The organism is Pseudomonas sp. NCHU5216 (assembly GCF_052156495.1).
GTDB lineage: Bacteria > Pseudomonadota > Gammaproteobacteria > Pseudomonadales > Pseudomonadaceae > Aquipseudomonas.
Map to the genome: position 1 here is coordinate 1 of NZ_JBQLIX010000004.1, position 19,273 is coordinate 19,273.

17 protein-coding genes are annotated in these 19,273 nt (G+C 64.6%); 7 read left to right on the plus strand and 10 right to left on the minus strand.

Features of this window, described 5'->3' with window-relative positions:
- Window positions 1-541: 541 nt before the first annotated feature.
- From yccS to ACSVIK_RS04375, 4 genes are all read left to right on the plus strand, one after another.
- A complete protein-coding gene (gene yccS / locus ACSVIK_RS04360) occupies window positions 542-2,719 on the plus strand; it encodes a YccS family putative transporter (protein WP_442443150.1) in 2,178 nt (725 codons plus the stop codon).
- 199 nt (window positions 2,720-2,918) lie between these two features.
- Window positions 2,919-4,625 (plus strand): 7TM diverse intracellular signaling domain-containing protein, encoded by a 1,707-nt coding sequence (locus tag ACSVIK_RS04365; RefSeq protein WP_442443151.1) that lies wholly within the window; start codon window positions 2,919-2,921, stop codon window positions 4,623-4,625.
- Window positions 4,626-4,687: 62 nt separating this feature from the next.
- A complete protein-coding gene (locus tag ACSVIK_RS04370; RefSeq protein WP_442443152.1) occupies window positions 4,688-5,170 on the plus strand; it encodes a GreA/GreB family elongation factor in 483 nt (160 codons plus the stop codon).
- A 158-nt stretch (window positions 5,171-5,328) separates the two neighbouring features.
- A complete protein-coding gene (locus tag ACSVIK_RS04375; RefSeq protein WP_268180819.1) occupies window positions 5,329-5,562 on the plus strand; it encodes a DUF2789 domain-containing protein in 234 nt (77 codons plus the stop codon).
- Between the two features lie 76 nt (window positions 5,563-5,638).
- Here the strand turns inward: ACSVIK_RS04375 and ACSVIK_RS04380 are convergent, their stop codons facing one another.
- The 3 genes from ACSVIK_RS04380 to ACSVIK_RS04390 are packed head-to-tail and all read right to left on the minus strand — an operon-like array spanning window position 5,639 to window position 7,767.
- Window positions 5,639-6,181, minus strand: a complete 543-nt coding sequence (locus tag ACSVIK_RS04380) for a YgjP-like metallopeptidase domain-containing protein (RefSeq protein WP_442443338.1) — start codon at window positions 6,179-6,181, stop codon at window positions 5,639-5,641.
- Window positions 6,177-7,277, minus strand: coding sequence for a PQQ-dependent sugar dehydrogenase (locus tag ACSVIK_RS04385; protein WP_442443153.1), 1,101 nt, complete (start codon window positions 7,275-7,277; stop codon window positions 6,177-6,179). The genes ACSVIK_RS04380 and ACSVIK_RS04385 overlap by 5 nt, the downstream gene beginning before the upstream one ends.
- A gap of 13 nt (window positions 7,278-7,290) precedes the next feature.
- The gene (locus tag ACSVIK_RS04390) at window positions 7,291-7,767 is read right to left on the minus strand and encodes a hypothetical protein (protein ID WP_442443154.1); all 477 of its coding nucleotides are present in this window, start codon (window positions 7,765-7,767) and stop codon (window positions 7,291-7,293) included.
- Between the two features lie 411 nt (window positions 7,768-8,178).
- On the opposite strand from ACSVIK_RS04390, the gene ACSVIK_RS04395 reads away from it, so the two are divergent.
- A complete protein-coding gene (locus tag ACSVIK_RS04395) occupies window positions 8,179-8,862 on the plus strand; it encodes a polysaccharide lyase family 7 protein (RefSeq protein ID WP_442443155.1) in 684 nt (227 codons plus the stop codon).
- Window positions 8,863-8,948: 86 nt separating this feature from the next.
- Here ACSVIK_RS04395 and fba read toward each other — a convergent pair whose 3' ends face one another.
- The 7 genes from fba to ACSVIK_RS04430 all read right to left on the minus strand — a co-directional run bounded on the left by fba (window position 8,949) and on the right by ACSVIK_RS04430 (window position 16,379).
- The gene (gene fba / locus ACSVIK_RS04400) at window positions 8,949-10,013 is read right to left on the minus strand and encodes a class II fructose-bisphosphate aldolase (RefSeq protein WP_442443156.1); all 1,065 of its coding nucleotides are present in this window, start codon (window positions 10,011-10,013) and stop codon (window positions 8,949-8,951) included.
- Window positions 10,014-10,182: 169 nt separating this feature from the next.
- Entirely contained in the window at window positions 10,183-10,506 is a 324-nt protein-coding gene (locus ACSVIK_RS04405) for an MliC family protein (RefSeq protein WP_442443157.1), read from the minus strand.
- Window positions 10,507-10,519: 13 nt separating this feature from the next.
- Window positions 10,520-10,705, minus strand: a complete 186-nt coding sequence (locus ACSVIK_RS04410) for a hypothetical protein (RefSeq protein ID WP_268180809.1) — start codon at window positions 10,703-10,705, stop codon at window positions 10,520-10,522.
- A 102-nt stretch (window positions 10,706-10,807) separates the two neighbouring features.
- The gene (locus tag ACSVIK_RS04415) at window positions 10,808-11,968 is read right to left on the minus strand and encodes a phosphoglycerate kinase (RefSeq protein WP_442443158.1); all 1,161 of its coding nucleotides are present in this window, start codon (window positions 11,966-11,968) and stop codon (window positions 10,808-10,810) included.
- Between the two features lie 12 nt (window positions 11,969-11,980).
- Window positions 11,981-13,027, minus strand: coding sequence for an erythrose-4-phosphate dehydrogenase (epd, locus tag ACSVIK_RS04420; RefSeq protein ID WP_442443159.1), 1,047 nt, complete (start codon window positions 13,025-13,027; stop codon window positions 11,981-11,983).
- Window positions 13,028-13,112: 85 nt separating this feature from the next.
- Complete coding sequence (tkt, locus tag ACSVIK_RS04425) at window positions 13,113-15,113, minus strand: transketolase (protein WP_442443160.1); 2,001 nt, start codon at window positions 15,111-15,113, stop codon at window positions 13,113-13,115.
- Window positions 15,114-15,224: 111 nt separating this feature from the next.
- A complete protein-coding gene (locus ACSVIK_RS04430; protein WP_442443161.1) occupies window positions 15,225-16,379 on the minus strand; it encodes a TDT family transporter in 1,155 nt (384 codons plus the stop codon).
- A gap of 110 nt (window positions 16,380-16,489) precedes the next feature.
- Here ACSVIK_RS04430 and ACSVIK_RS04435 point away from each other — a divergent pair, with 110 nt between their 5' ends.
- A complete protein-coding gene (locus ACSVIK_RS04435) occupies window positions 16,490-17,386 on the plus strand; it encodes a LysR family transcriptional regulator (protein ID WP_442443162.1) in 897 nt (298 codons plus the stop codon).
- A 245-nt stretch (window positions 17,387-17,631) separates the two neighbouring features.
- On the plus strand, window positions 17,632-19,101 hold the full coding sequence (locus tag ACSVIK_RS04440) for an RNA-binding domain-containing protein (RefSeq protein ID WP_442443163.1): 1,470 nt from the start codon (window positions 17,632-17,634) through the stop codon (window positions 19,099-19,101).
- Window positions 19,102-19,273 lie beyond the last annotated feature (172 nt).

The window sequence follows — 19,273 nt, forward strand, 5'->3', positions numbered from 1 at the left end:
GAATGAAAGCTTTGGTTTAACCCGACGGCCACGTCGTGGTTCCACTGCTACCAGAACATGCCGGGCATGCCCGGAGCCAGTGTACGTTCAGGCGCGCTAACTCCCTCTTCAGGAGGCCGAACGTAGGCATTGCGCAGGGGGCGAGCGGCATGGATGCCGCGAGAGGCTTGATGGGCCAGGGATGGCCCATGCAAGCCGACCCCGGAGCGATGCCGGAGTGAGGGAAGTCGAGCGTAGAGAGCCGGATGGCGGGGGTGCGTTTCTTTTGCTTACTTTTCTTTGCGTACTTCAAAGAAAAGTGAGTCGCCCGAGGGGGCGAAACCCGGAATATCTGAGAACACCCGAAGCGGCGTCCAGAACACCAACACAGATCAACAAGATCACACACAAATTTGCCAATCCGGCATCAAAGACTGACCGTCCCAAGAACCCGCGAAGCCCCCTCTTGAGCCTGTTTTAAACGCCCCGATGACGACGCAGGTAGTTCTTAGAGGCGCCCGACTCGGGTAGTCTGCTCGCATCGTTTCACACAAGGCCTCGTATGCCCCGCTCCAGCCTTCGCCAATCCTTCCGCCGCCTCTGGGCACTGGACAAGTTCAGCAGTGGCCTGCGGGTGTTCATCGCCCTGACCGGGGCCCTGGCGCTGTGCTGGTGGCAGGACTGGACACATAGCCTGATCCCGCTGTTTCTCGGGGTAATCGCCTGCGCCCTGGCCGAGACCGACGACAGTTGGCAGGGCCGCCTCGGTGCCGTGCTGGTCACCCTGATGTGTTTCAGTGCGGCCGCTTATACGGTGGAGTTCCTCTTCCCCTATCCCTGGCTGTTCGTCATCGCCCTGGCGCTGTCGACCTTCGCGCTGGTGATGCTCGGCGCCCTCGGCGAACGCTTTGCCACCCTCGGCTCGGGCACGCTGATCCTCGCCGTGTACAGCATGATCGGCGTCGAACAGCGTGGCGGGGTCGCCGGTGCCTGGCAGGAGCCCTTGCTGCTGGTGGCCGGCGCTGCCTGGTATGGCCTGCTGTCGGTGATCTGGCAGGGCCTGTTTACCCACCAGCCGGTGCAACTGGCGCTGGCCCGCCTGTTTCGCGAGCTGGGCAAGTACCTCAAGCTCAAGGCTGCGCTGTTCGAGCCACTGCGCCAGCTCGACGTGGAACCCCGGCGCCTGGCCCTGGCGCAGCAGAATGGCCGGGTGGTGTCGGCGCTCAATGCCGCCAAGGAAATCATCCTGCACCGGGTCGGCAATGCCCGCCCCGGGCCCAAGGTCAATCGCTACCTCAAGCTGTACTTCCTCGCCCAGGACATCCACGAGCGCGCCAGTTCCTCGCACTACCCCTACAACGAGCTGGCCGAAGCCTTCTTCCACAGTGACGTGCTGTTCCGCTGCCAACGCCTGCTGCGCCTGCATGGCGAGGCCTGCGAGCGCCTGGCCGGTGCCATCGAGCTGCGCCAACCGTTCGAGTACCGTGAGCTGTGCAGCCAGGCGCTGGAGGATCTGCACGCCTCGCTCGATCACCTGCACCTGCAGAGCAACCCCGCCTGGCGTCACCTGCTGCGCTCGCTCGGCGCCCTGGCCGGCAACCTGGCCAGGCTCGATCAGCTCCTGAGCAATGCCAGCAATCCCGATGCCCTGGCCGAAGAGCAAGACAGCAGCCTGCTCGACCGCGAGCCGCATTCGCTGCGCGAAGTGGTCGAGCGCATCGGCCAGCAGCTCACCCCTACCTCGCTGCTGTTTCGCCACGCCCTGCGCCTGTCCATCGCCCTGGCCACCGGCTACGGCCTGCTGCATCTGATCCACCCGGCGCAGGGCTACTGGATTCTGCTGACCACCCTGTTCGTCTGCCAGCCCAACTACGGCGCCACCCGCCTCAAGCTGGTGCAACGTATCGCCGGCACCCTGCTGGGCCTCGGCCTGGGCTGGGCACTGTTCGACCTGTTCCCCGATCCGCGCGTGCAGGCACTGTTCGCCGTGGTCGCCGGGGTGGTCTTCTTCACCACCCGTACCACCCGCTATACCCTGGCCACGGCTGCCATCACCCTGCTGGTGCTGTTCTGCTTCAACCAGGTCGGCAATGGCTACAGCCTGTTCATCCCACGCCTGGTCGATACCCTGCTCGGCGGTCTGATCGCCGGCCTGGCGGTATTTTTGATCCTGCCGGACTGGCAGGGCCGGCGCCTGGGGCGCATGCTGGCCGGCACCCTGAGCTGCAACAGCGCCTACCTTCGCCAGATCATCACCCAGTACGCCCAGGGCAAGCGCGACGACCTCGGTTATCGCCTGGCCCGGCGTAATGCGCACAACGCCGATGCGGCATTGTCCACCACCCTTGGCAACATGCTGATGGAGCCCGGACATTTCCGTAAGGACGCCGACCTGGGCTTTCGCTTCCTGGTGCTGTCGCACACCCTGCTCAGCTACCTCTCGGCCCTGGGTGCACACCGTGGCGAACGCCTGCCCGAAACCGAGCAGGCCCGCCTGCTGGAGCAGGCCGAACGCATCGCCTGCAGCCTCGACGAGATCGCTGCGTGCCTGCGCGACCAGCGTCCCCTGGCCATCCATAGCGACAGCGAAGAGCACCTGGCCGAGGAACTGGAGCAGATTCCGGAAGAGGCCGACGAGCGCCAACGTCTGGTGCAGACGCAACTGGCTCTGATCAGCCGCCAGCTAGGCCCCCTACGCACCCTGGGCAAGCATCTGCAGAAAGAACGCAATCGGCGCTGAAGCCGAATTTTGGCGCCATTTAGCTGGCACATAGCGTTTTTTCGCTGCACGCTAGCGGCACTGTGCAGCTTTCTGCCAGTATGCAGAGCACGTCAATGATTCGGCCTCATTCCCGATGTCTGCAGCCCGCCCCCCGGCATATCCGACACTGCTATGGTCGTTACTGGTTCTGTGCCTGCTGCTGCCTGACGCCCATGCCATGACCCGTCTGGGCGATGACACCGCGCCCATTGACCTGCAAGCGATCGCCTATTACCTCGAAGATCCACAGGCCAGCCTCAGCCTGGCCGACGTACAGGCCGCCAGCGCGCCCTTCCGCCCGGCCAGCGAACGTCGTGACCTGGGCTTCGGCTACGTACCGGGCGTGATCTGGCTGCGCCTCGAGCTGCAATCCAGTGCTCGCGAATTACGTCACTGGCGCCTGGAACTGAACTACGCCTCGCTGGACGAAGTGCGCCTCTACGATGTCGGCACCGATGGCATACGGCAATCGCGCAGCGGCGATACCGTGCCCTATCCCGAGCGCGCCATCGGCCATCGCTACCCGGTGTTCGAGATCACCCTGCAACCGGGCGAGCAGCGCACCCTCTACCTGCGCATCGACACCCGCGGCAGCATGACGCTCAGCGGCGGGTTGATGTCGGAGCACGACTTCGAGCAGCACAGCCAGAACGGTTATCTGGTACACGCCATCTACTGCGGCGTGCTGATTGCCCTGGCTCTGTACAACCTGCTGTTGTTTCTCGCCCTGCACGAGCGGCCCTTCCTCAACTACGTGCTGTTCATGGCCGTTTTCGCCCTCGCCGTGCTCTCGCTCAACGGCTTCGGCGCACAGTACCTGTGGCCGCACGCCGCGCCCTGGACCAACCGCATGCTGCCCTTCAGCCTGACCCTGGCGGCGCTGCTGGCAGCGGTGTTCGCTCGCAGCTTTCTGGATACGCGCAAATGGCTGCCGCGCTGGGATCGCGTGCTGCAGATACTGTGCGCCGCCACCGTCCTGGCCTGCCTGGCCACCTTGCTGCTGCCCGTACAACGCGCCCTGCAGACCATGTCCCTGACTGGCCTGAGCGTGACCCTGACCCTCTTGCTCACCAGCTTCGTCTGCATCGGCTACCGCGTGCCGGGGGCGCGCCTGTTCGCCCTGGCCTGGCTGATGCTGCTTGGCGGCGCGGTGACCCTGGCACTGCGCAACTTCGCCCTGCTGCCGTCGAACTTCTTCACCCTGTATGCCATGCAGATCGGCTCCGGACTGGAGATGATCCTGCTGTCGTTCGCCCTGGCGGCACGCTTCATCGAGCTCAAACGGCAACGCGAAGCCTCCCTGCAGATGAACGAGCGCAGCCTGGAAAAGCGCGTTTACGAACGCACCCAGGCGCTGGAGAATGCCAACCGACGCCTCAGCGAACTGGCCCTGCTGGATCCGTTGACCGGCCTGGCCAACCGCAACGCCCTGCAGCAGCACCTCGATCAGGCCCTGCAACGCAGCCTGCGCGGCCATGATTTGCTGGCCGTCATGCTGATCGATCTCGATGGCTTCAAGCCCATCAACGACCAGCACGGCCATGCCTTCGGCGACCTGGTGCTGGCCGAGGTCGCCCGGCGCCTGTGCCACTACCTGCGCGAGGTGGATATGCCGGCACGCCTCGGCGGCGACGAGTTCGTCGCCGTCTGCGAGCGCGTGCTGTCGGCCGAAGGCGCGCAGGATCTGGCCAAGCGCTTGCTGGAAGGGCTGGACACACCCATGCATATCGAAGGCCGCACGGTACGCGTCGGCGCCAGCATCGGCATCGCCCTGAGCCATGGCGCGGAAGACGCCACCCGCCTGATCCGCCGCGCCGACAAGGCGATGTACCAGGCCAAGGCCGAGGGCCGCAATCGCGTGTGCCTGTGCCGGGAACAGGCCTGACGGGCTGGACAGCGGCGCGGCGGCCTGGGATAAACGCGGCTTTCCCGCTCGCGACACCGACCATGGACAAGAACCAGCTCCTGCAGCAGGTCTTGCAGCACCTGCAAGCCGACCTCGATCAGGCCCATCAGGCGGCGCTCAGCGCGCATGAAACGGCAACCCACGAAGAGAACGTCGCCGAGAACAAGTACGACACCCTCGGCCTGGAAGCCGCCTACCTGGCCAGCGGCCAGGCGCGCCGCGTCGAAGAACTGCGCCAGACCCTGATCACCTGGCGCCAGCTACGGCCACGCCCCTTCGACGATGCCCAAGGCATCCAGCTGGGCGCATTGATATTGCTGGCCAGCGAAGACGGCCGTGAGCAGTGGCTGTTCCTCGGCCCACAGGGCGCCAGCATGAAGCTGCAGCATGCCGGGCAGAGCATTCAGGTACTGAGCAATGCCACACCGCTGGGGCGCCTGCTCATCGGCAAGCACCCCGGCGACGAAATAAGCCTGTCGCTGGGCCAGCGGCTGCAGGCCTTCGAGATATTGACGGTCGATTGAGGGCGCCTCAAAAAACGTAGGCGACGACTGCATGGATGCAGGAGATAGAGCGAGGCAGGAAGCCAAAGCCGAGGTAGTTTTTTGAGGTGCCCTCGAGCGGAACTATCTGCACCTGGGCGAGGTAATTAACAATGAACCTCACGCTTGGAGAACCCATCATGGAAAAGCCCGTCCACAGCCTGCCCGCGCTGTTCAAGCAGCTCGGCCTGCCTGACGATGCCGCCAGCATCAACGCTTTCATCAGCACCCATTCGCCGCTGCCAGACGCCTGCAAACTGTCGGAGGCGCCGTTCTGGACGCCGGCCCAGGCCGCGCTGCTGCGCGAGGAAATTCTCGAAGACGCCGACTGGGCGCCGGTGGTCGACCAGCTCAACCTGCGCTTGCACGGCTGAGTATGCAGGGTGCGCCTGTCCGTGGTGCGCATAGCGCACCCTACGGATCGCGTCTTGCCCTTGCTCTTGCACGCGATCAGGCCGAGCCCGTCATCTCGCGCCAGGTCAGGTACATGCGCAGGTCGAATTCGACCTGTGCATAGCCCGGCAGCATATGGTCGCAGAGCTTGTAGAAGGCCTTGTTGTGCTCGGCCTCCTTGAGGTGAGCCAGCTCGTGCACCACGATCATCTGCAGGAAGGCCGGCGCTGCATCACGAAACAGCGAGGCAACGCGAATCTCCTTCTTCGCCTTGAGCTTGCCACCCTGCACCCGCGAAATCGCCGTATGCAACCCGAGGGCACGATGGGTGAGATCGAGGCGGTTGTCGTAGAGCACCTTGTCGATGGCCGGCGCGTTCTTCAGGTGTTCCTGCTTGAGTGCCATCACGTAGGCGTACAGCGCCTTGTCGCTCTGCACCTCGTGACGGCCCGGATAGCGCCGCGCCAGGTAGTCGCCCAGAAGATCGTCGGCGATCAACTGGCGCACCTGCTGCTGGATGGCCACGGGGTAGCCCTGAAGGTATTTCAACGAAACGGATCCATGCTGAGGGAACGAGCCTGCAGTGTAACGCGCCTCAATCGGCCGGCACGACCCGCAGCAAACGCCCCTCGGCATTGTCGGTGAGCAGGTAGAGAGCGCCGTCCGGCCCGCTGCGTACGTCACGGATGCGCTCACCCAACTCCTCGAAGAGAATTTCCTCACCGGCCAGCATGCCGTCCTGCACACGGATACGCCGCACGCTGCGTTCGGCCAGGGTGGCGGCGAACAGGTCGCCCTGCCAGGCGGGGAACAGCTCGCCGCGGTAGAGGGTCAGGCTCGCTGGCGCCACCGAGGGCGTCCAGTGCAGCAAGGGCGCACTCAGGCCTGGCAACTCGGTATAGGGGCTGACCCGCGCGCCAGTGTAATCGACGCCGAAGGTCGCCAGCGGCCAGCCATAGTTCTGCCCGGCCTCGATCAGGTTCAACTCGTCGCCGCCGCGCGGGCCGTGCTCATGGCTGTACAACCGTCCACTCTCGGCATCGAAGACGATGCCCTGCACGTTGCGGTGGCCGAGGCTGTAGATCTCCGCCGCCGCGCCTGGCTGGGCCAGCAACGGATTATCCGGCGGCACGCTGCCGTCGCGCTTCAGGCGCACGATCTTGCCCAGGTGATTACCTGGGTTCTGCGCCTGCTCGCGCCAGTCGAAGCCATCGCCCAGGGTCAGCACCAGGCTCTTGTCGGCTAGAAAGGCGATGCGCCCGCCGTAGTGCGCGGCGCCGGCCTTGAGCGGCTGCGCGGTGAACAGCACCTCAAGATCCTGCAGCTCGTCGCCGACCAGACGCGCCCGAGCCAGCCGAGTGTTATTGGCCTCGCTATCACCATGGGCGTAACTCAGGTAGAGCCAGCGGTTGTCCGCATAGTCCGGATCCAGCGCCACCTCCATCAGCCCCGCCTGGGCCGCGATGAAAGCCTCCGGCAGCCCGGCGATAGCATCCTGCGCCAGGCGACCATCGGCCTCGATCAGGCGCAGACGCCCGACCCGCTCGGTGACCAGCATACGCCCGTCCGGCAGGAAGGCCAGCGACCAGGGGTACTCCAGCCCCTCGGTGAGGGTCTCGATACGATAATCCTGGGCCTGCGCCGGAAGGCTGAGCACGAATGCAGCGCCCAGTGCGGTGAGAACGGGTTTCAGCATGGCAGCGACCTTGTCACGGCGAATCGGAATGGGTTGGCTGCGCTGCGTAGTGCGCGCGCCATGCGAGCTGACCGAACAGCAGCGCGCCGGCACTGCCGCAGGCCATCAGCCCCAGAGTGCCCAAGGGCTCGCGGTCGGCGGCGATCAGCGTCGGCATCGGTGCCAGGGCATTGGCCAGGGCCAGCGCCAGCCAGATCGCACTGGCACCTGCCACCAGAAAGATGGCCCAGCGCAGATGGCGCAAGCGTCGCGCCAACCAGAGCGCCAGCGGCAGGGCGATGACAAAGCCGGCACTGGCCAGCAGCGCGAAGGTGGGGGCAAAACCGAGCAGATCCAGGCCGGTGGTACTCAAGCGCACATCGAACGGAACCGGTGCACCCAGCGCCTGCAGGGCAGCGAGGTTGCTTTGCGTCTGAAAGATCGAGGCGAAGCTGCTAGCCAGCAACACGGCAAGGACGAAGGCGTACAGCAGGCGCGGCAGGCTGTGCATGAAAGGCAGTTCCGGAACGACAGTGCCCGGATTATGGCGTAGGCCGCCGCTCGCCACGGCCCGGGTGTTTTACAGGGTTTTACCTAGGGTCTGTTGACGTTTCGGCGCGAACCGCGAGCGAAACGTCAAACAGACCCTAGGATCCGTTGCCGTCTCGCGCACGGCCAGATAAGGATGATTCTCCACTCCATAAGAGACTTTTTATTGACGCCAATAAAGCGACGAATGGTGCTCACGCATTGCCCAGAATTGCCGTTATAAAGCGCGCCACGAGCGCAGCCAGCGCTCGTGACAGGCAGCCCTGCCACCTTCTAGCTCGCGTGTCACCCGCTGGAACGCCAAGTAAGCCGTTACTGACTCCTGGATGAGATGTGCCCCCGGCTGAAGTTTCCTCTTTCAGGAGCTTTGAGCATGATCGAACTTGCCATGTGGAATCTCAGCATTCCAGTCGGCGTACCCGCCACCACCATCGAAACCCGCGTACTGGCCGGTGGCTACCAGGATCACTATTTCCAATCCAAGGATGGCGCCATCTTCTTCTGGTCGCCGGTCAACGGCACCACCACCGAGAGCGCCAAGTACCCGCGCAGCGAGCTGCGTGAAACCCACGCCGACGGTAGCCTGCGCAACTGGACCTACCCCGGCGCCGATCACTTCCTGCGCGCCGCCCTGAGCGTCAGCCAGGTACCGTCCACCGGCAAGATCGTCATTGGCCAGATCCATGCCTACAAGAGCTCGATGCCGCTGCTCAAGCTGGAGTACCAGTACAAGACCAAGACGGCCAGCGGCAATATCGTCGCCAAGGTGCGCCTGACCCCGGATGCCGAAATCCAGACGGTAACCGTGGCCAGCGGCATCCTGCTCAATCAGGCGTTCAGCTATGCGATCAACCTCAAGCCGGACGGCACCCTGGCGATCCAGCTCGACAACAAGAGCTGGAGCACCCACATGGACGCTTCCTGGGCCGCCAAGCCGCTGTACTTCAAGGCCGGCGTCTACACCCAGGACAACACCGGCTACGAGACCGAAGCTGGGGCCGCGCGCTTCGATCAGCTAAGCATCGAGCATCGCGCGCTGGTCAGCAGCGCACCTTGAGGGGCAAAAGGCAGGCATGAAAAAGCCGCGACGCTTGCGCAGTCGCGGCTTTCGGGCGGACGCGGCGGGCACAGGCCCGCCATCGATCAGTTGACCTTGGCGGTCAGCTCGCCCTTGGCGTAACGCTGGAACATGCCTTCCAGGGAGATCGGCTTGATCTTCGAGGCGTTGCCGGCGGTGCCGAAGGCTTCGTAGCGGGCGATGCAGATGTCGCGCATGGCTTCGATGGTCTTGGCGAAGTACTTGCGCGGGTCGAACTCGGCCGGGTTCTGCGCCATGAAACGACGAATGGCGCCAGTGGAAGCCAGACGCAGGTCGGTGTCGATATTGACCTTGCGCACGCCGTGCTTGATGCCTTCGACGATTTCCTCGACCGGCACGCCGTAGGTTTCCTTGATGTCACCGCCGTACTCGTTGATGATCGCCAGCCAGTCCTGCGGCACCGAGCTGGAGCCGTGCATCACCAGGTGGGTGTTGGGGATGCGCTGGTGGATTGCCTTGATGCGCTCGATGGAGAGCACGTCGCCGGTTGGCGGCTTGGTGAACTTGTAGGCGCCGTGGCTGGTACCGATGGCGATGGCCAGGGCATCCACCTGAGTGGCCTTGACGAAGGCCGCCGCTTCTTCCGGATCGGTCAGCAGTTGGCTGTGATCCAGCACGCCTTCGGCGCCGACGCCGTCTTCTTCACCGGCCATGCCGGTTTCAAGGCTACCCAGGCAGCCCAGCTCGCCTTCCACGGACACGCCGCAGGCATGGGCGAAAGCCACGGTCTGCTGGGTGACGCGCACGTTGTAGTCGTAGTCGGCTGGAGTCTTGCCGTCTTCCTTCAGCGAGCCATCCATCATCACCGAGGAAAAACCCAGTTGAATGGAGCGCTGGCACACGTCGGGGCTGGTGCCGTGATCCTGGTGCATGCACACCGGGATATGCGGGAATTCTTCGATCGCGGCAAGGATCAGGTGGCGCAGGAAGGGCGCGCCAGCGTATTTACGGGCACCGGCGGAGGCCTGGACGATGACCGGCGAATCGGTCTTGTCGGCGGCTTCCATGATTGCGCGCATCTGCTCGAGGTTGTTGACGTTGAACGCCGGCACGCCATAGCCGAACTCAGCGGCGTGGTCGAGCATCTGGCGCATGCTGATAAGTGCCATCTTTTGAAGCTCCCGATATGGGTTGTTTGATATGCAAGCCTGCCGCAGGGGCAGGCTCGGTTCAAGCCTGGAAACACAGCCGCAAGCTACAAGCTGCAAGCGACAAGTAGAAGCACGAGCAGCGCTCCACGCTTTTCTTGCAGCTTGAGACTTGGGGCTTGTAGCTGCTCTATTGAGCCTTGCAGCCCCGGCCGATCAGGTCGTCGGTGGCCGTCCAGTACACCAGCCCTTCGTCACCCTTGGTATGGAAGGACAGATTGCCGTCGCTGTACAGCGCGCCGGAGCCGGCCGGCTCCTGGGTCAGGCGATGCACGACATCGTCGCCACCCAGGCGCAGATCCACCTGCTCGCCCTTGCTGTCGGCCAGGCGCCAGAATACCTCGGCCTGGCTGTCACAGACCCAACGGGTCCACTGCTCAGGCGCCGTCTGCTGCTGGCTGCACGCACCCAGCAGCAGCGCCATGGCGGCCAATGCCGCCAGTCTTGCAATCATTCCGTGCTCCTCGTCAGCAACGCTGCTCTGCCGGCTCGCCCGTCGGCTGGCCGCTGTTCTGTTCGATCTGCTGATCGTTCTGCGTGGCCGGGGTTTCGATCTGCGCGGGGCTGAATACCTCACAGGCCGACTCCCGTGCGCCACCGGCACAACCGGCCAGTACCAGGGTGATGCATCCCAACGCTGCTAGCTTGCCCATGACATGACTCCTTGTTCGAGGGTTCAGTTTCAACAGACCACTCGATCACGCCAGGGTTTTATCGAGCAGGGCGAAAGGCACCAGCCCTGCGCCCCATCGATCTTACTGGGCGCGCTGCTCCAGCACCTCGACCGCCGGCAGCACCTTGCCCTCGACGAATTCGAGGAAGGCACCGCCACCGGTGGAAATGTAGGAGATCTTCTCGGCCACGCCGTACTTGTCGATGGCCGCCAGGGTGTCGCCACCACCGGCGATGGAGAACGCTGGGCTCTCGGCGATAGCCATGGCCAGGGCCTGGGTGCCGTTGCCGAACTGGTCGAACTCGAATACGCCGACCGGGCCGTTCCACAGGATGGTCTGCGAGGCCTTGAGCATCTCGGCGAACTGCTTGGCAGTCTGCGGGCCGATGTCGAGGATCATGTCATCCTCGGCCACATCGGCGACGGCCTTGACCGTGGCCTCGGCGTCTTCGGCGAAGGCCTTGGCCACCACCACGTCCACCGGCAGCGGCACCGCCACCTTGGCGGCGATGGCCTTGGCGGTCTCGACCAGATCGGCCTCGTACAGCGACTTGCCCACCGGCAGACCGGCAGCGGCGAGGAAGGTGTTGGCGATGCCGCCGCCGACGATCAGCGAGTCGCAGATCTCGGCCAGGGAGTTGAGCACGTCCAGCTTGGTCGACACCTTGGAGCCAGCGACGATGGCCAGCATCGGCCGGTTCGGCTTGTCCAGGGCCTTGCCCAGGGCATCCAGTTCAGCGGCCAGCAGCGGGCCGGCGCAGGCCACCTTGGCGAACTTGGCCACGCCATGGGTCGAGCCCTGAGCACGGTGGGCGGTGCCGAAGGCGTCCATGACGAACACATCGCACAGCGCGGCGTACTGCTGAGCCAGGTCGTCGCTGTTCTTCTTCTCGCCCTTGTTGAAGCGCACGTTCTCCAGCAGCACCAATTCGCCGGCCTTGACCTCGACACCGCCGAGGTAGTCCTTGACCAGCGGCACGTCGCGGCCGAGGGCCTTGCTCAGGTAGGCCGCCACCGGCGCCAGGCTGTCTTCCTCGCTGTACACGCCCTCTTCCGGGCGCCCCAGGTGCGAGCAGACCAGCACCGCAGCGCCTTTTTCCAGCGCCAGCTTGATGGTCGGCAACGAGGCGAGGATGCGCGCGTCGCTCTTGACCACACCGTCCTTCACCGGAACGTTGAGGTCTTCGCGGATCAGCACGCGCTTACCGGCGAGGTCGAGATCGGTCATCTTCAGAACGGTCATAGATTCAGTCCTTCAAGGGGCTGGATTGGCTTTGAGTAAAAAGTGTTCGGCGACATCGAGCATGCGGTTGGCGAAGCCCCATTCGTTGTCGAACCAGGCCAGCAGATTGACCAGGCGCGGGCCGGACACGCGGGTCTGGCTGCCGTCGACGATGGCCGAGTGCGGGTCGTGGTTGAAGTCGCAACTGGCGTGCGGCAGCTCGGTGTAGGCCAGCAGGCCCTTGAGTGGCCCGCTTTGCGCCGCCTGGCGCAGCACCTGATTGATCTCGGCGGCACTGGTGTCACGCGCGGTCTGCAGGGTGATGTCCAGGCACGAGACGTTGACCGTCGGCACGCGAATGGCCTTGGCCTGGATGCGCCCGGCCAGCTCCGGCAGCAGGCGTTCGATACCACGGGCCAGGCCGGTGGACACCGGAATCACCGACTGGAAGGCCGAACGCGTGCGGCGCAGGTCTTCGTGGTGGTAGGCATCGATCACGGGCTGGTCGTTCATCGCCGAGTGGATGGTGGTAATGGAGACGTATTCCAGACCCACCAGCTCATCGAGAAGTTTCAGCAGCGGCACGCCACAGTTGGTGGTACATGACGCATTCGACACCAGGCGCTCGGCACCGCTCAGGCAATCCTGGTTGACGCCGTAGACGATGGTGGCGTCGATATCCGCCTCGCTGGCCATCGGCTGCGACAGCAATACGCGCGGCGCACCGGCGGCGATGAAACGCTCGGCCTCGGCACGCGTGGTGTACTGCCCGGAGCATTCCAGCAACAGGTCGATATTCAGCGCCGCCCAGTCGATGGCCTCCGGCTCGCTCTGACGCAGCACCTTCACGCAGTCGCCATTGATGTGCAGGCAGTCACCGTCGACCTTCACCTCACCCGGGAAGCGCCCGTGAGTGGAGTCGAAGCGGGTCAGGTATTCGACGCTGGCCTGGTCGGCCAGATCGTTGAGCGCGACGATTTCCAGGCTCGCCCCGGCGCCGCGCTCGTGCAAAGCACGCAGCACGCAGCGGCCAATGCGGCCGTAGCCATTGAGGGCAACGCGATAAGGGCGTCGGGGCATAGCTGCAAGCCGCAAGCTTCAAGCTACAAGTAACAGCCGCAGGCAGAGCACATTCCTGCTTGCGGCTTGCAGCTTGGCGCTGGCGTCAGTCCTCCAGCAGATCTTCGGCGGTGGCGACGACGTTGTCGACGGTGAAGCCGAACTCCTCGAACAGCGCGGCAGCCGGCGCCGACTCACCGAAGGTGGTCATGCCGATGATGCGCCCTTCCAGGCCAACGTACTTGTACCAGTAGTCGGCATGGGAGGCTTCGATGGCGATGCGCGCGCCCACTTCCAGCGGCAGCACGGCCTGCTTGTAGGCGGCGTCCTGCTGGTCAAACACGCTGGTGGACGGCATGGACACCACGCGCACCTTGCGCCCCTTCTCTTCCAGCTTGGCCGCTGCCTGCATGGCCAGGCCGACTTCCGAGCCGGTAGCAATCAGGATCAGTTCCGGCTCGCCGGCGCTGTCCTTGAGCACGTAGCCACCACGGGCCACGTCGGCCAGTTGTTGGGCGTCGCGGCTCTGGTGCGGCAGGTTCTGGCGGCTGAACACCAGGGCGCTGGGGCCGTCGGCACGCTCGATGGCATGCTTCCAGGCCACGGCCGATTCCACGGCGTCGCAGGGGCGCCAGGTGTCGAGGTTCGGCGTACCACGCAGGCTGGCCAGTTGCTCGATCGGCTGGTGGGTCGGGCCGTCTTCGCCGAGGCCGATGGAGTCGTGGGTGAACACGTAGAGCACGCGCTGCTTCATCAGCGCCGACATGCGCACGGCGTTACGGGCGTATTCCATGAAGATCAGGAAGGTGGCGCCGTAGGGCACGAAACCGCCGTGCAGGGCGATGCCGTTCATGATGGCGCTCATGCCGAACTCGCGCACGCCGTAGAACAGGTAGTTACCGGCAGCGTCGGCTTCCGAAACGCCCTTGCAGCCCTTCCACAGGGTCAGGTTGGAGCCTGCCAGGTCGGCCGAACCGCCGAGGAATTCTGGAAGCAGCGGGCCAAAGGCGTTGAGGGTGTTCTGGCTGGCCTTGCGGCTGGCGATGGTCTCGCCCTTCTCGGCCACTTCACGCACGTAGGCGGCGGCTTTCTCGGCGAAATCGGCCGGCAGTTCGCCAGCGATGCGGCGCTTGAACTCGGCGGCCAGCTCGGGGAAGGCAGCGGCGTAAGCGGCAAACTTGTCGTTCCAGGCGGCTTCGGCAGCAGCGCCGGCGGCCTTGGCATCCCACTCGGCGTAGATCTCGGCGGGAACCTCGAACGGGCCATGGTTCCAGCCCAAGGCGGCGCGGGTCAGAGCGATCTCGTCGTTGCCCAACGGCGCGCCGTGGCACTCTTCCTTGCCCTGCTTGTTCGGCGAACCGAAGCCGATGGTGGTCTTGCAGCAGATCAGGGTGGGCTGATCCAGGCTCTTGCGCGCGGTTTCGATGGCGATCTTGATCTCTTCGGCGTCGTGCCCGTCGACATTGCGGATCACCTGCCAGCCATAGGCCTCGAAGCGCTGTGGGGTGTCGTCGGTGAACCAGCCCTCGACCTCGCCGTCGATGGAGATGCCGTTGTCGTCGTAGAAGGCGATCAGCTTGCCCAGGCCCAGGGTGCCGGCCAGGGAGCAGACCTCATGGCTGATGCCCTCCATCATGCAGCCATCGCCGAGGAACACGTAGGTGTTGTGGTCGACGATGTTGTGGCCTTCACGGTTGAACTGCGCGCCCAGCACCTTCTCGGCGATGGCGAAGCCAACGGCGTTGGCGATGCCCTGACCGAGTGGGCCGGTAGTGGTCTCCACGCCTGGGGTGTAGCCGTATTCCGGGTGGCCCGGGGTCTTGCTGTGCAGTTGACGGAAGTTCTTCAGGTCGTCGATGGACAGGTCGTAACCGGTCAGGTGCAGCAGCGAATAGATCAGCATCGAACCATGACCGTTGGACAGCACGAAGCGGTCACGGTCGGCGAAGCTCGGGTTGCTCGGGTTGTGCTTGAAGTAGTCGCGCCACAGCACCTCGGCGATGTCCGCCATGCCCATGGGGGCACCGGGGTGGCCGCTGTTGGCTTTCTGCACGGCATCCATGCTGAGGGCACGAATGGCATTGGCTCGCTCACGACGGCTGGGCATCGCTTAAATCTCCTACGGGGGCTGCTTCACGAATGAAGGGGGCGAAAAAAGATCGCCATTTTCGCCCAGCCGGCCCCCATGGAGCAATGACAGATAGTCGCAGAAGGTGAATCAACCGGCTTGCTCGCTCAATACGCTCACTGCCGGGCTCGCCGGATTGCCCAGGCAAGGCGCCCGGAACAGCTCACCGTGCCAGACCCCGGCCAGGGTACGGCTGAACACCAACGACCAGACCGCCGCAAGCTGTACCGCCAGCACCAGGCCGATCAGCCCGAACATGGCCAGCCCGGTCAGGTGCTGCAGCTCGAAGGTGGCCAGGGTGAACACGCCCAGAGGGAAGATGAAGCCCCACCAGCCCAGGTTGAACGGCATGTTGTCGCGAATGTAGTGACGGGTGAACAGAATGGCGATCACCAACCACCACAATCCTGCCCCCCATAGCGCCAGGCCGCCGACCAGGCCGAAACCCTCAGCCAGTTCGGCGGCACCGGCCAAGTGGGTGCCGGCGAAGGCAGCCGGCGCCGCCTGGCCCAGACTCAGCAGGCCCAAACAGCCGGTGGCCACGGGCCCCAGCGGCAGCCAACTGGTGGCGGCGAAATCGGTATCCGGCAGCTTGTGCAGGGCCAGACGCAGCAGCACCAGAGCGATCAAGGGGAAGGCCAGCGACAGCGACAGCCCCCAGAGCACGAAGCCGGTAACCAGCAACTGCCGCGCGGCCTCGACGGGCAGATGGGGCGCCAGGGCACCGGCCGTGCTGGCGGCCACCTCCGGCGCAACGATGGGCAGCAGCCAGACGGCAGTGAGTTTTTCCAGCGCATGATCCTGCCGAGTGAACATCAGATAAGGCACCAGCAGTGCGCCGAGCAGCGACAACGCCGCATCCAGCCACCACAGCAGATGGGCCAGCGCGTAGACACCCTCGCCCCAGCGCGGCGCCGCGAACAGCAGCAGCCCCTTGAGCAGCACCGCCAGCCCCATGGGAATGGCGCCGAGGAACATCGACTGCACCGGATGCAGCAGCATGGGCCACAGGGTGTCGCGAAACAGCACCAGGCGCATCACGAACAGCAGACTGAACAGGGCGAATTGCAACACACCGAACAACCACAAGCCCTCGGCCAGCATGAACAGCCCCGGTAACTGCCAGGGCAAGTGAGCGATGACCAGCGCCAGCACACCCGTGCCCATGGTCGCGGCGAACCAGTTGGGCGTGAAGTGACGGATGAAGGCCAATGGCTCTGGCAAACGACTGAAAGGGCGCGGCATGGTCGGGTGATCCGTGGCATGGATGACGCGCACAGGTTAAGAAGCGCCTTGCCATATTTAAAATACATATTCAGCATCCAAAACATGCCTTTCATTTATACAAGAGCACCATGAACCTTCATCACCTCAAGGTCTTTCTCGCCGTGGCCGAAGCCGGCAGCATCAGCGCCGGCGCCGAGCGTCTGCACATCAGCCAGCCAGCGGTGACGCGGGAGATTCGCGACCTCGAAGCCAGCCTCGACCTGCGCCTGTTCGACCGCCTGCCGCGCGGCGTGCAACTGACCGAAGGCGGCCTGCGCCTGCTGGACTACGCACAACGCATCTTCACTCTGGAAAGCGCCGCCGAGCGCGACCTGCGCAACTTCGCCCAGGTGGAGCAAGGCGAGCTGAACCTGGGCGCCAGCGCCACCCTCGGCGCCTACTTGCTGCCGCCCTTGATCAGCCGCTTTCGCCGCGAGCACCCGCACATCTTCATCAGCCTGGAGGTGAGCAACACCGACGTGGTGACCCGACAACTGGACGAGGGCCGCATCAGCCTCGGCTTCGTCGAAGGCCCCTTCGCCCGCGACGCCTACGCCCACCGCCTGCTGGCCCGCGATGCCCTGCTGCCGGTGGTGGGCCCGAGCCACCCGCTGGCCCGCCACCAGCGACTCGACGCCGTCCAGTTGCAGGCCTACCCGCTGTATATGCGCGAACCCGGCTCAGGGGCGCGCAACAGCATCGAGCAGGCCTACCGCGACCATGGCCTGGAACCTCGCGCCGGCATGGCCATCGGCAGCACCGAGACGCTCAAACGCCTGCTGGCCGACGGCCAGGGCATCGCCTGGCTGTCACAGCGGGTGGTGGAGCGCGAACTGGCCAGCGGCGAGTTGCATCACCTGCCGGTGCAGGACTTGCAGATCGAGCGCGAGCTGCATGTGCTGTGGCGCCAGGGCGCCAGCCTCAGCCCCGCACCCGCAGCTTTCCTGGCGTTGAGCGAGACGGCAGAGCAAACGCCCCCAGCCTGATGGCAATGACCACCTACCAGACACTCAATCAGCCAAACGTATTACCATCGCAGCACCCGATGAATGGCAGAGGCAAGGCAGCCTGATGACCCTCAACCCCAAGTCGCGTGAACGCAAAGCCAAGGCCTCGGCATGAACAGCGCCCAGCTCTTTGTAGCGAGCTTGCTCGCGATCAGCCACCGCGCCAAAGCATCACGCGCCAGCTCACACCTACCGACCTGGCACCTGTTGCAAGAGGTTCATGCATGACCCCGCAGCATCTGGCGCAACTGCTGCGCGAAGGCGAAGGGCTGACGGTCGAGTTCAAGCGCGCCCGCCAGGGGCTCAACCGCGATATCTACGAAACCATCTGCGCCTTTCTCAACCAGCGCGGCGGCACCCTGGTGCTGGGGGCGGCGGACGACGGCACGGTTACGGGCATAGCACCCGAGGCGCTGGCGCAGATGCGCAAGGATCTGGCCAACACCCTGCACAACCCGCAGAAGATCAACCCGCCCATGCCCCTGGTGCCCGAGCCGGTGGAACTGGACGGGCAGACCCTGCTGGTGCTCAGCGTGCCAGAAAGCTCCCAGGTGCATAGCTGCAACAACCGCATATTCAGCCGCAACGAAGACGGCGATTTCGACATCACCGGCCATGGGCAACTGTTGGCCGAGCTATATTTGCGCAAGCAGGTGGGCTACAGCGAGAACCGCATCTTCCCGCATATCCGCATGAGTGACCTGCGCAGCGACCTGATCGAGCGGGTACGGCGCAACGTGCGCTTGCAGCGCTCAGCGCATCCCTGGGCCGAGCTGGACGATCTGGAGCTGCTGAAAAGCGCTCGCCTGTACCAACGCGATTACCAGACCGGTGCCGAAGGTGTGTCGATGGCCGGCGCTCTGCTGTTCGGCCAGGACGACGTAGTGCTGGGCGTGGTGCCACACCATCGCACCGACGCCATCGTGCGTGTGCATGACCTCGACCGTTACGACGACCGCGACGACATCCGCACCAACCTGCTGGAAAGCTACGACCGGCTGATGGCCTTCGTGAGTCGGCACATTGCCGATCCCTTTCACCTGCAGGGCAATCAGCGCATCAGCCTGCGCGACCTGATCTTTCGCGAGGTGGTCGCCAATCTGCTGATCCACCGCGAGTACCTCAACCCCTTCCCGGCCAAGCTGATCATCCAGGGGGATCGAGTCATCACCGAAAACAGCAATAACCCACACGGCCTGGGCCTGCTGCGCCCCGATGATTTCGCCCCGTCGCCGAAGAATCCGGCCATCGCCCGCGTATTCCGTGAGATGCAATGGGCCGAGGAACTGGGCTCCGGCGTGCGCAACCTATTCAAGTTCGCCCGAGCCTTCGGCGGGCAGGATCCGGTTCTGCTTGAGGAGTCTATCTTCCGCGTAACGCTGATGCTGCCGCCCGGCCCACAGACCAGCACGCCAGCAGCGCGGGCAGGGTCAGGGGCAGAGTCGCGGGCAGAGTCAGGGGCAGAGTCGCCGCAACGACGCCTGCTCGTCGCTCTGAGCGCTACACCACTGAGCAAGGCCGAGCTGGCGCGGCAACTGGGCCAGGCAACGGTGAGCGGCGCGCTCAATCGCCTCGTGCGCCGCCTGCTCGACGCCGGGCTGATCGAGTACACCCTGCCTGCCAAGCCCAACAGCCGTTTGCAACAATATCGTCTGACCGCTGCCGGTCAGGCACATCTGAATCAGCAGGACTGAAGCCCCCTGCGCTTCGACGATTTGCGGCCTTCATTACCTGCTACCGCCCAGAGAACCGTAACGAGCGCCAGGAAACCTGGCACGAGACGAACAACCCCGAGGGTCGCTGGCGCAAGTACAGCCTCGAGCAACTGCTGGTCCGCGACAAGCACAGCCTCGACACCTTCTGGCT

Excerpts from the sequence above, each read along its gene's own strand:
- epd (WP_442443159.1), bottom strand. The coding sequence starts at position 13,027 with ATGCCCCGACGCCCTTATCGCGTTGCCCTCAATGGCTACGGCCGCATT.
- ACSVIK_RS04370 (WP_442443152.1), top strand. The coding sequence starts at position 4,688 with ATGGACAAGAACCAGCTCCTGCAGCAGGTCTTGCAGCACCTGCAAGCC.
- ACSVIK_RS04365 (WP_442443151.1), top strand. The coding sequence starts at position 2,919 with ATGACCCGTCTGGGCGATGACACCGCGCCCATTGACCTGCAAGCGATC.
- yccS (WP_442443150.1), top strand. The coding sequence starts at position 542 with ATGCCCCGCTCCAGCCTTCGCCAATCCTTCCGCCGCCTCTGGGCACTG.
- ACSVIK_RS04430 (WP_442443161.1), bottom strand. The coding sequence starts at position 16,379 with ATGCCGCGCCCTTTCAGTCGTTTGCCAGAGCCATTGGCCTTCATCCGT.
- tkt (WP_442443160.1), bottom strand. The coding sequence starts at position 15,113 with ATGCCCAGCCGTCGTGAGCGAGCCAATGCCATTCGTGCCCTCAGCATG.
- ACSVIK_RS04405 (WP_442443157.1), bottom strand. The coding sequence starts at position 10,506 with ATGATTGCAAGACTGGCGGCATTGGCCGCCATGGCGCTGCTGCTGGGT.
- fba (WP_442443156.1), bottom strand. The coding sequence starts at position 10,013 with ATGGCACTTATCAGCATGCGCCAGATGCTCGACCACGCCGCTGAGTTC.
- ACSVIK_RS04415 (WP_442443158.1), bottom strand. The coding sequence starts at position 11,968 with ATGACCGTTCTGAAGATGACCGATCTCGACCTCGCCGGTAAGCGCGTG.
- ACSVIK_RS04435 (WP_442443162.1), top strand. The coding sequence starts at position 16,490 with ATGAACCTTCATCACCTCAAGGTCTTTCTCGCCGTGGCCGAAGCCGGC.
- ACSVIK_RS04375 (WP_268180819.1), top strand. The coding sequence starts at position 5,329 with ATGGAAAAGCCCGTCCACAGCCTGCCCGCGCTGTTCAAGCAGCTCGGC.
- ACSVIK_RS04395 (WP_442443155.1), top strand. The coding sequence starts at position 8,179 with ATGATCGAACTTGCCATGTGGAATCTCAGCATTCCAGTCGGCGTACCC.
- ACSVIK_RS04385 (WP_442443153.1), bottom strand. The coding sequence starts at position 7,277 with ATGCTGAAACCCGTTCTCACCGCACTGGGCGCTGCATTCGTGCTCAGC.
- ACSVIK_RS04410 (WP_268180809.1), bottom strand. The coding sequence starts at position 10,705 with ATGGGCAAGCTAGCAGCGTTGGGATGCATCACCCTGGTACTGGCCGGT.
- ACSVIK_RS04440 (WP_442443163.1), top strand. The coding sequence starts at position 17,632 with ATGACCCCGCAGCATCTGGCGCAACTGCTGCGCGAAGGCGAAGGGCTG.
- ACSVIK_RS04390 (WP_442443154.1), bottom strand. The coding sequence starts at position 7,767 with ATGCACAGCCTGCCGCGCCTGCTGTACGCCTTCGTCCTTGCCGTGTTG.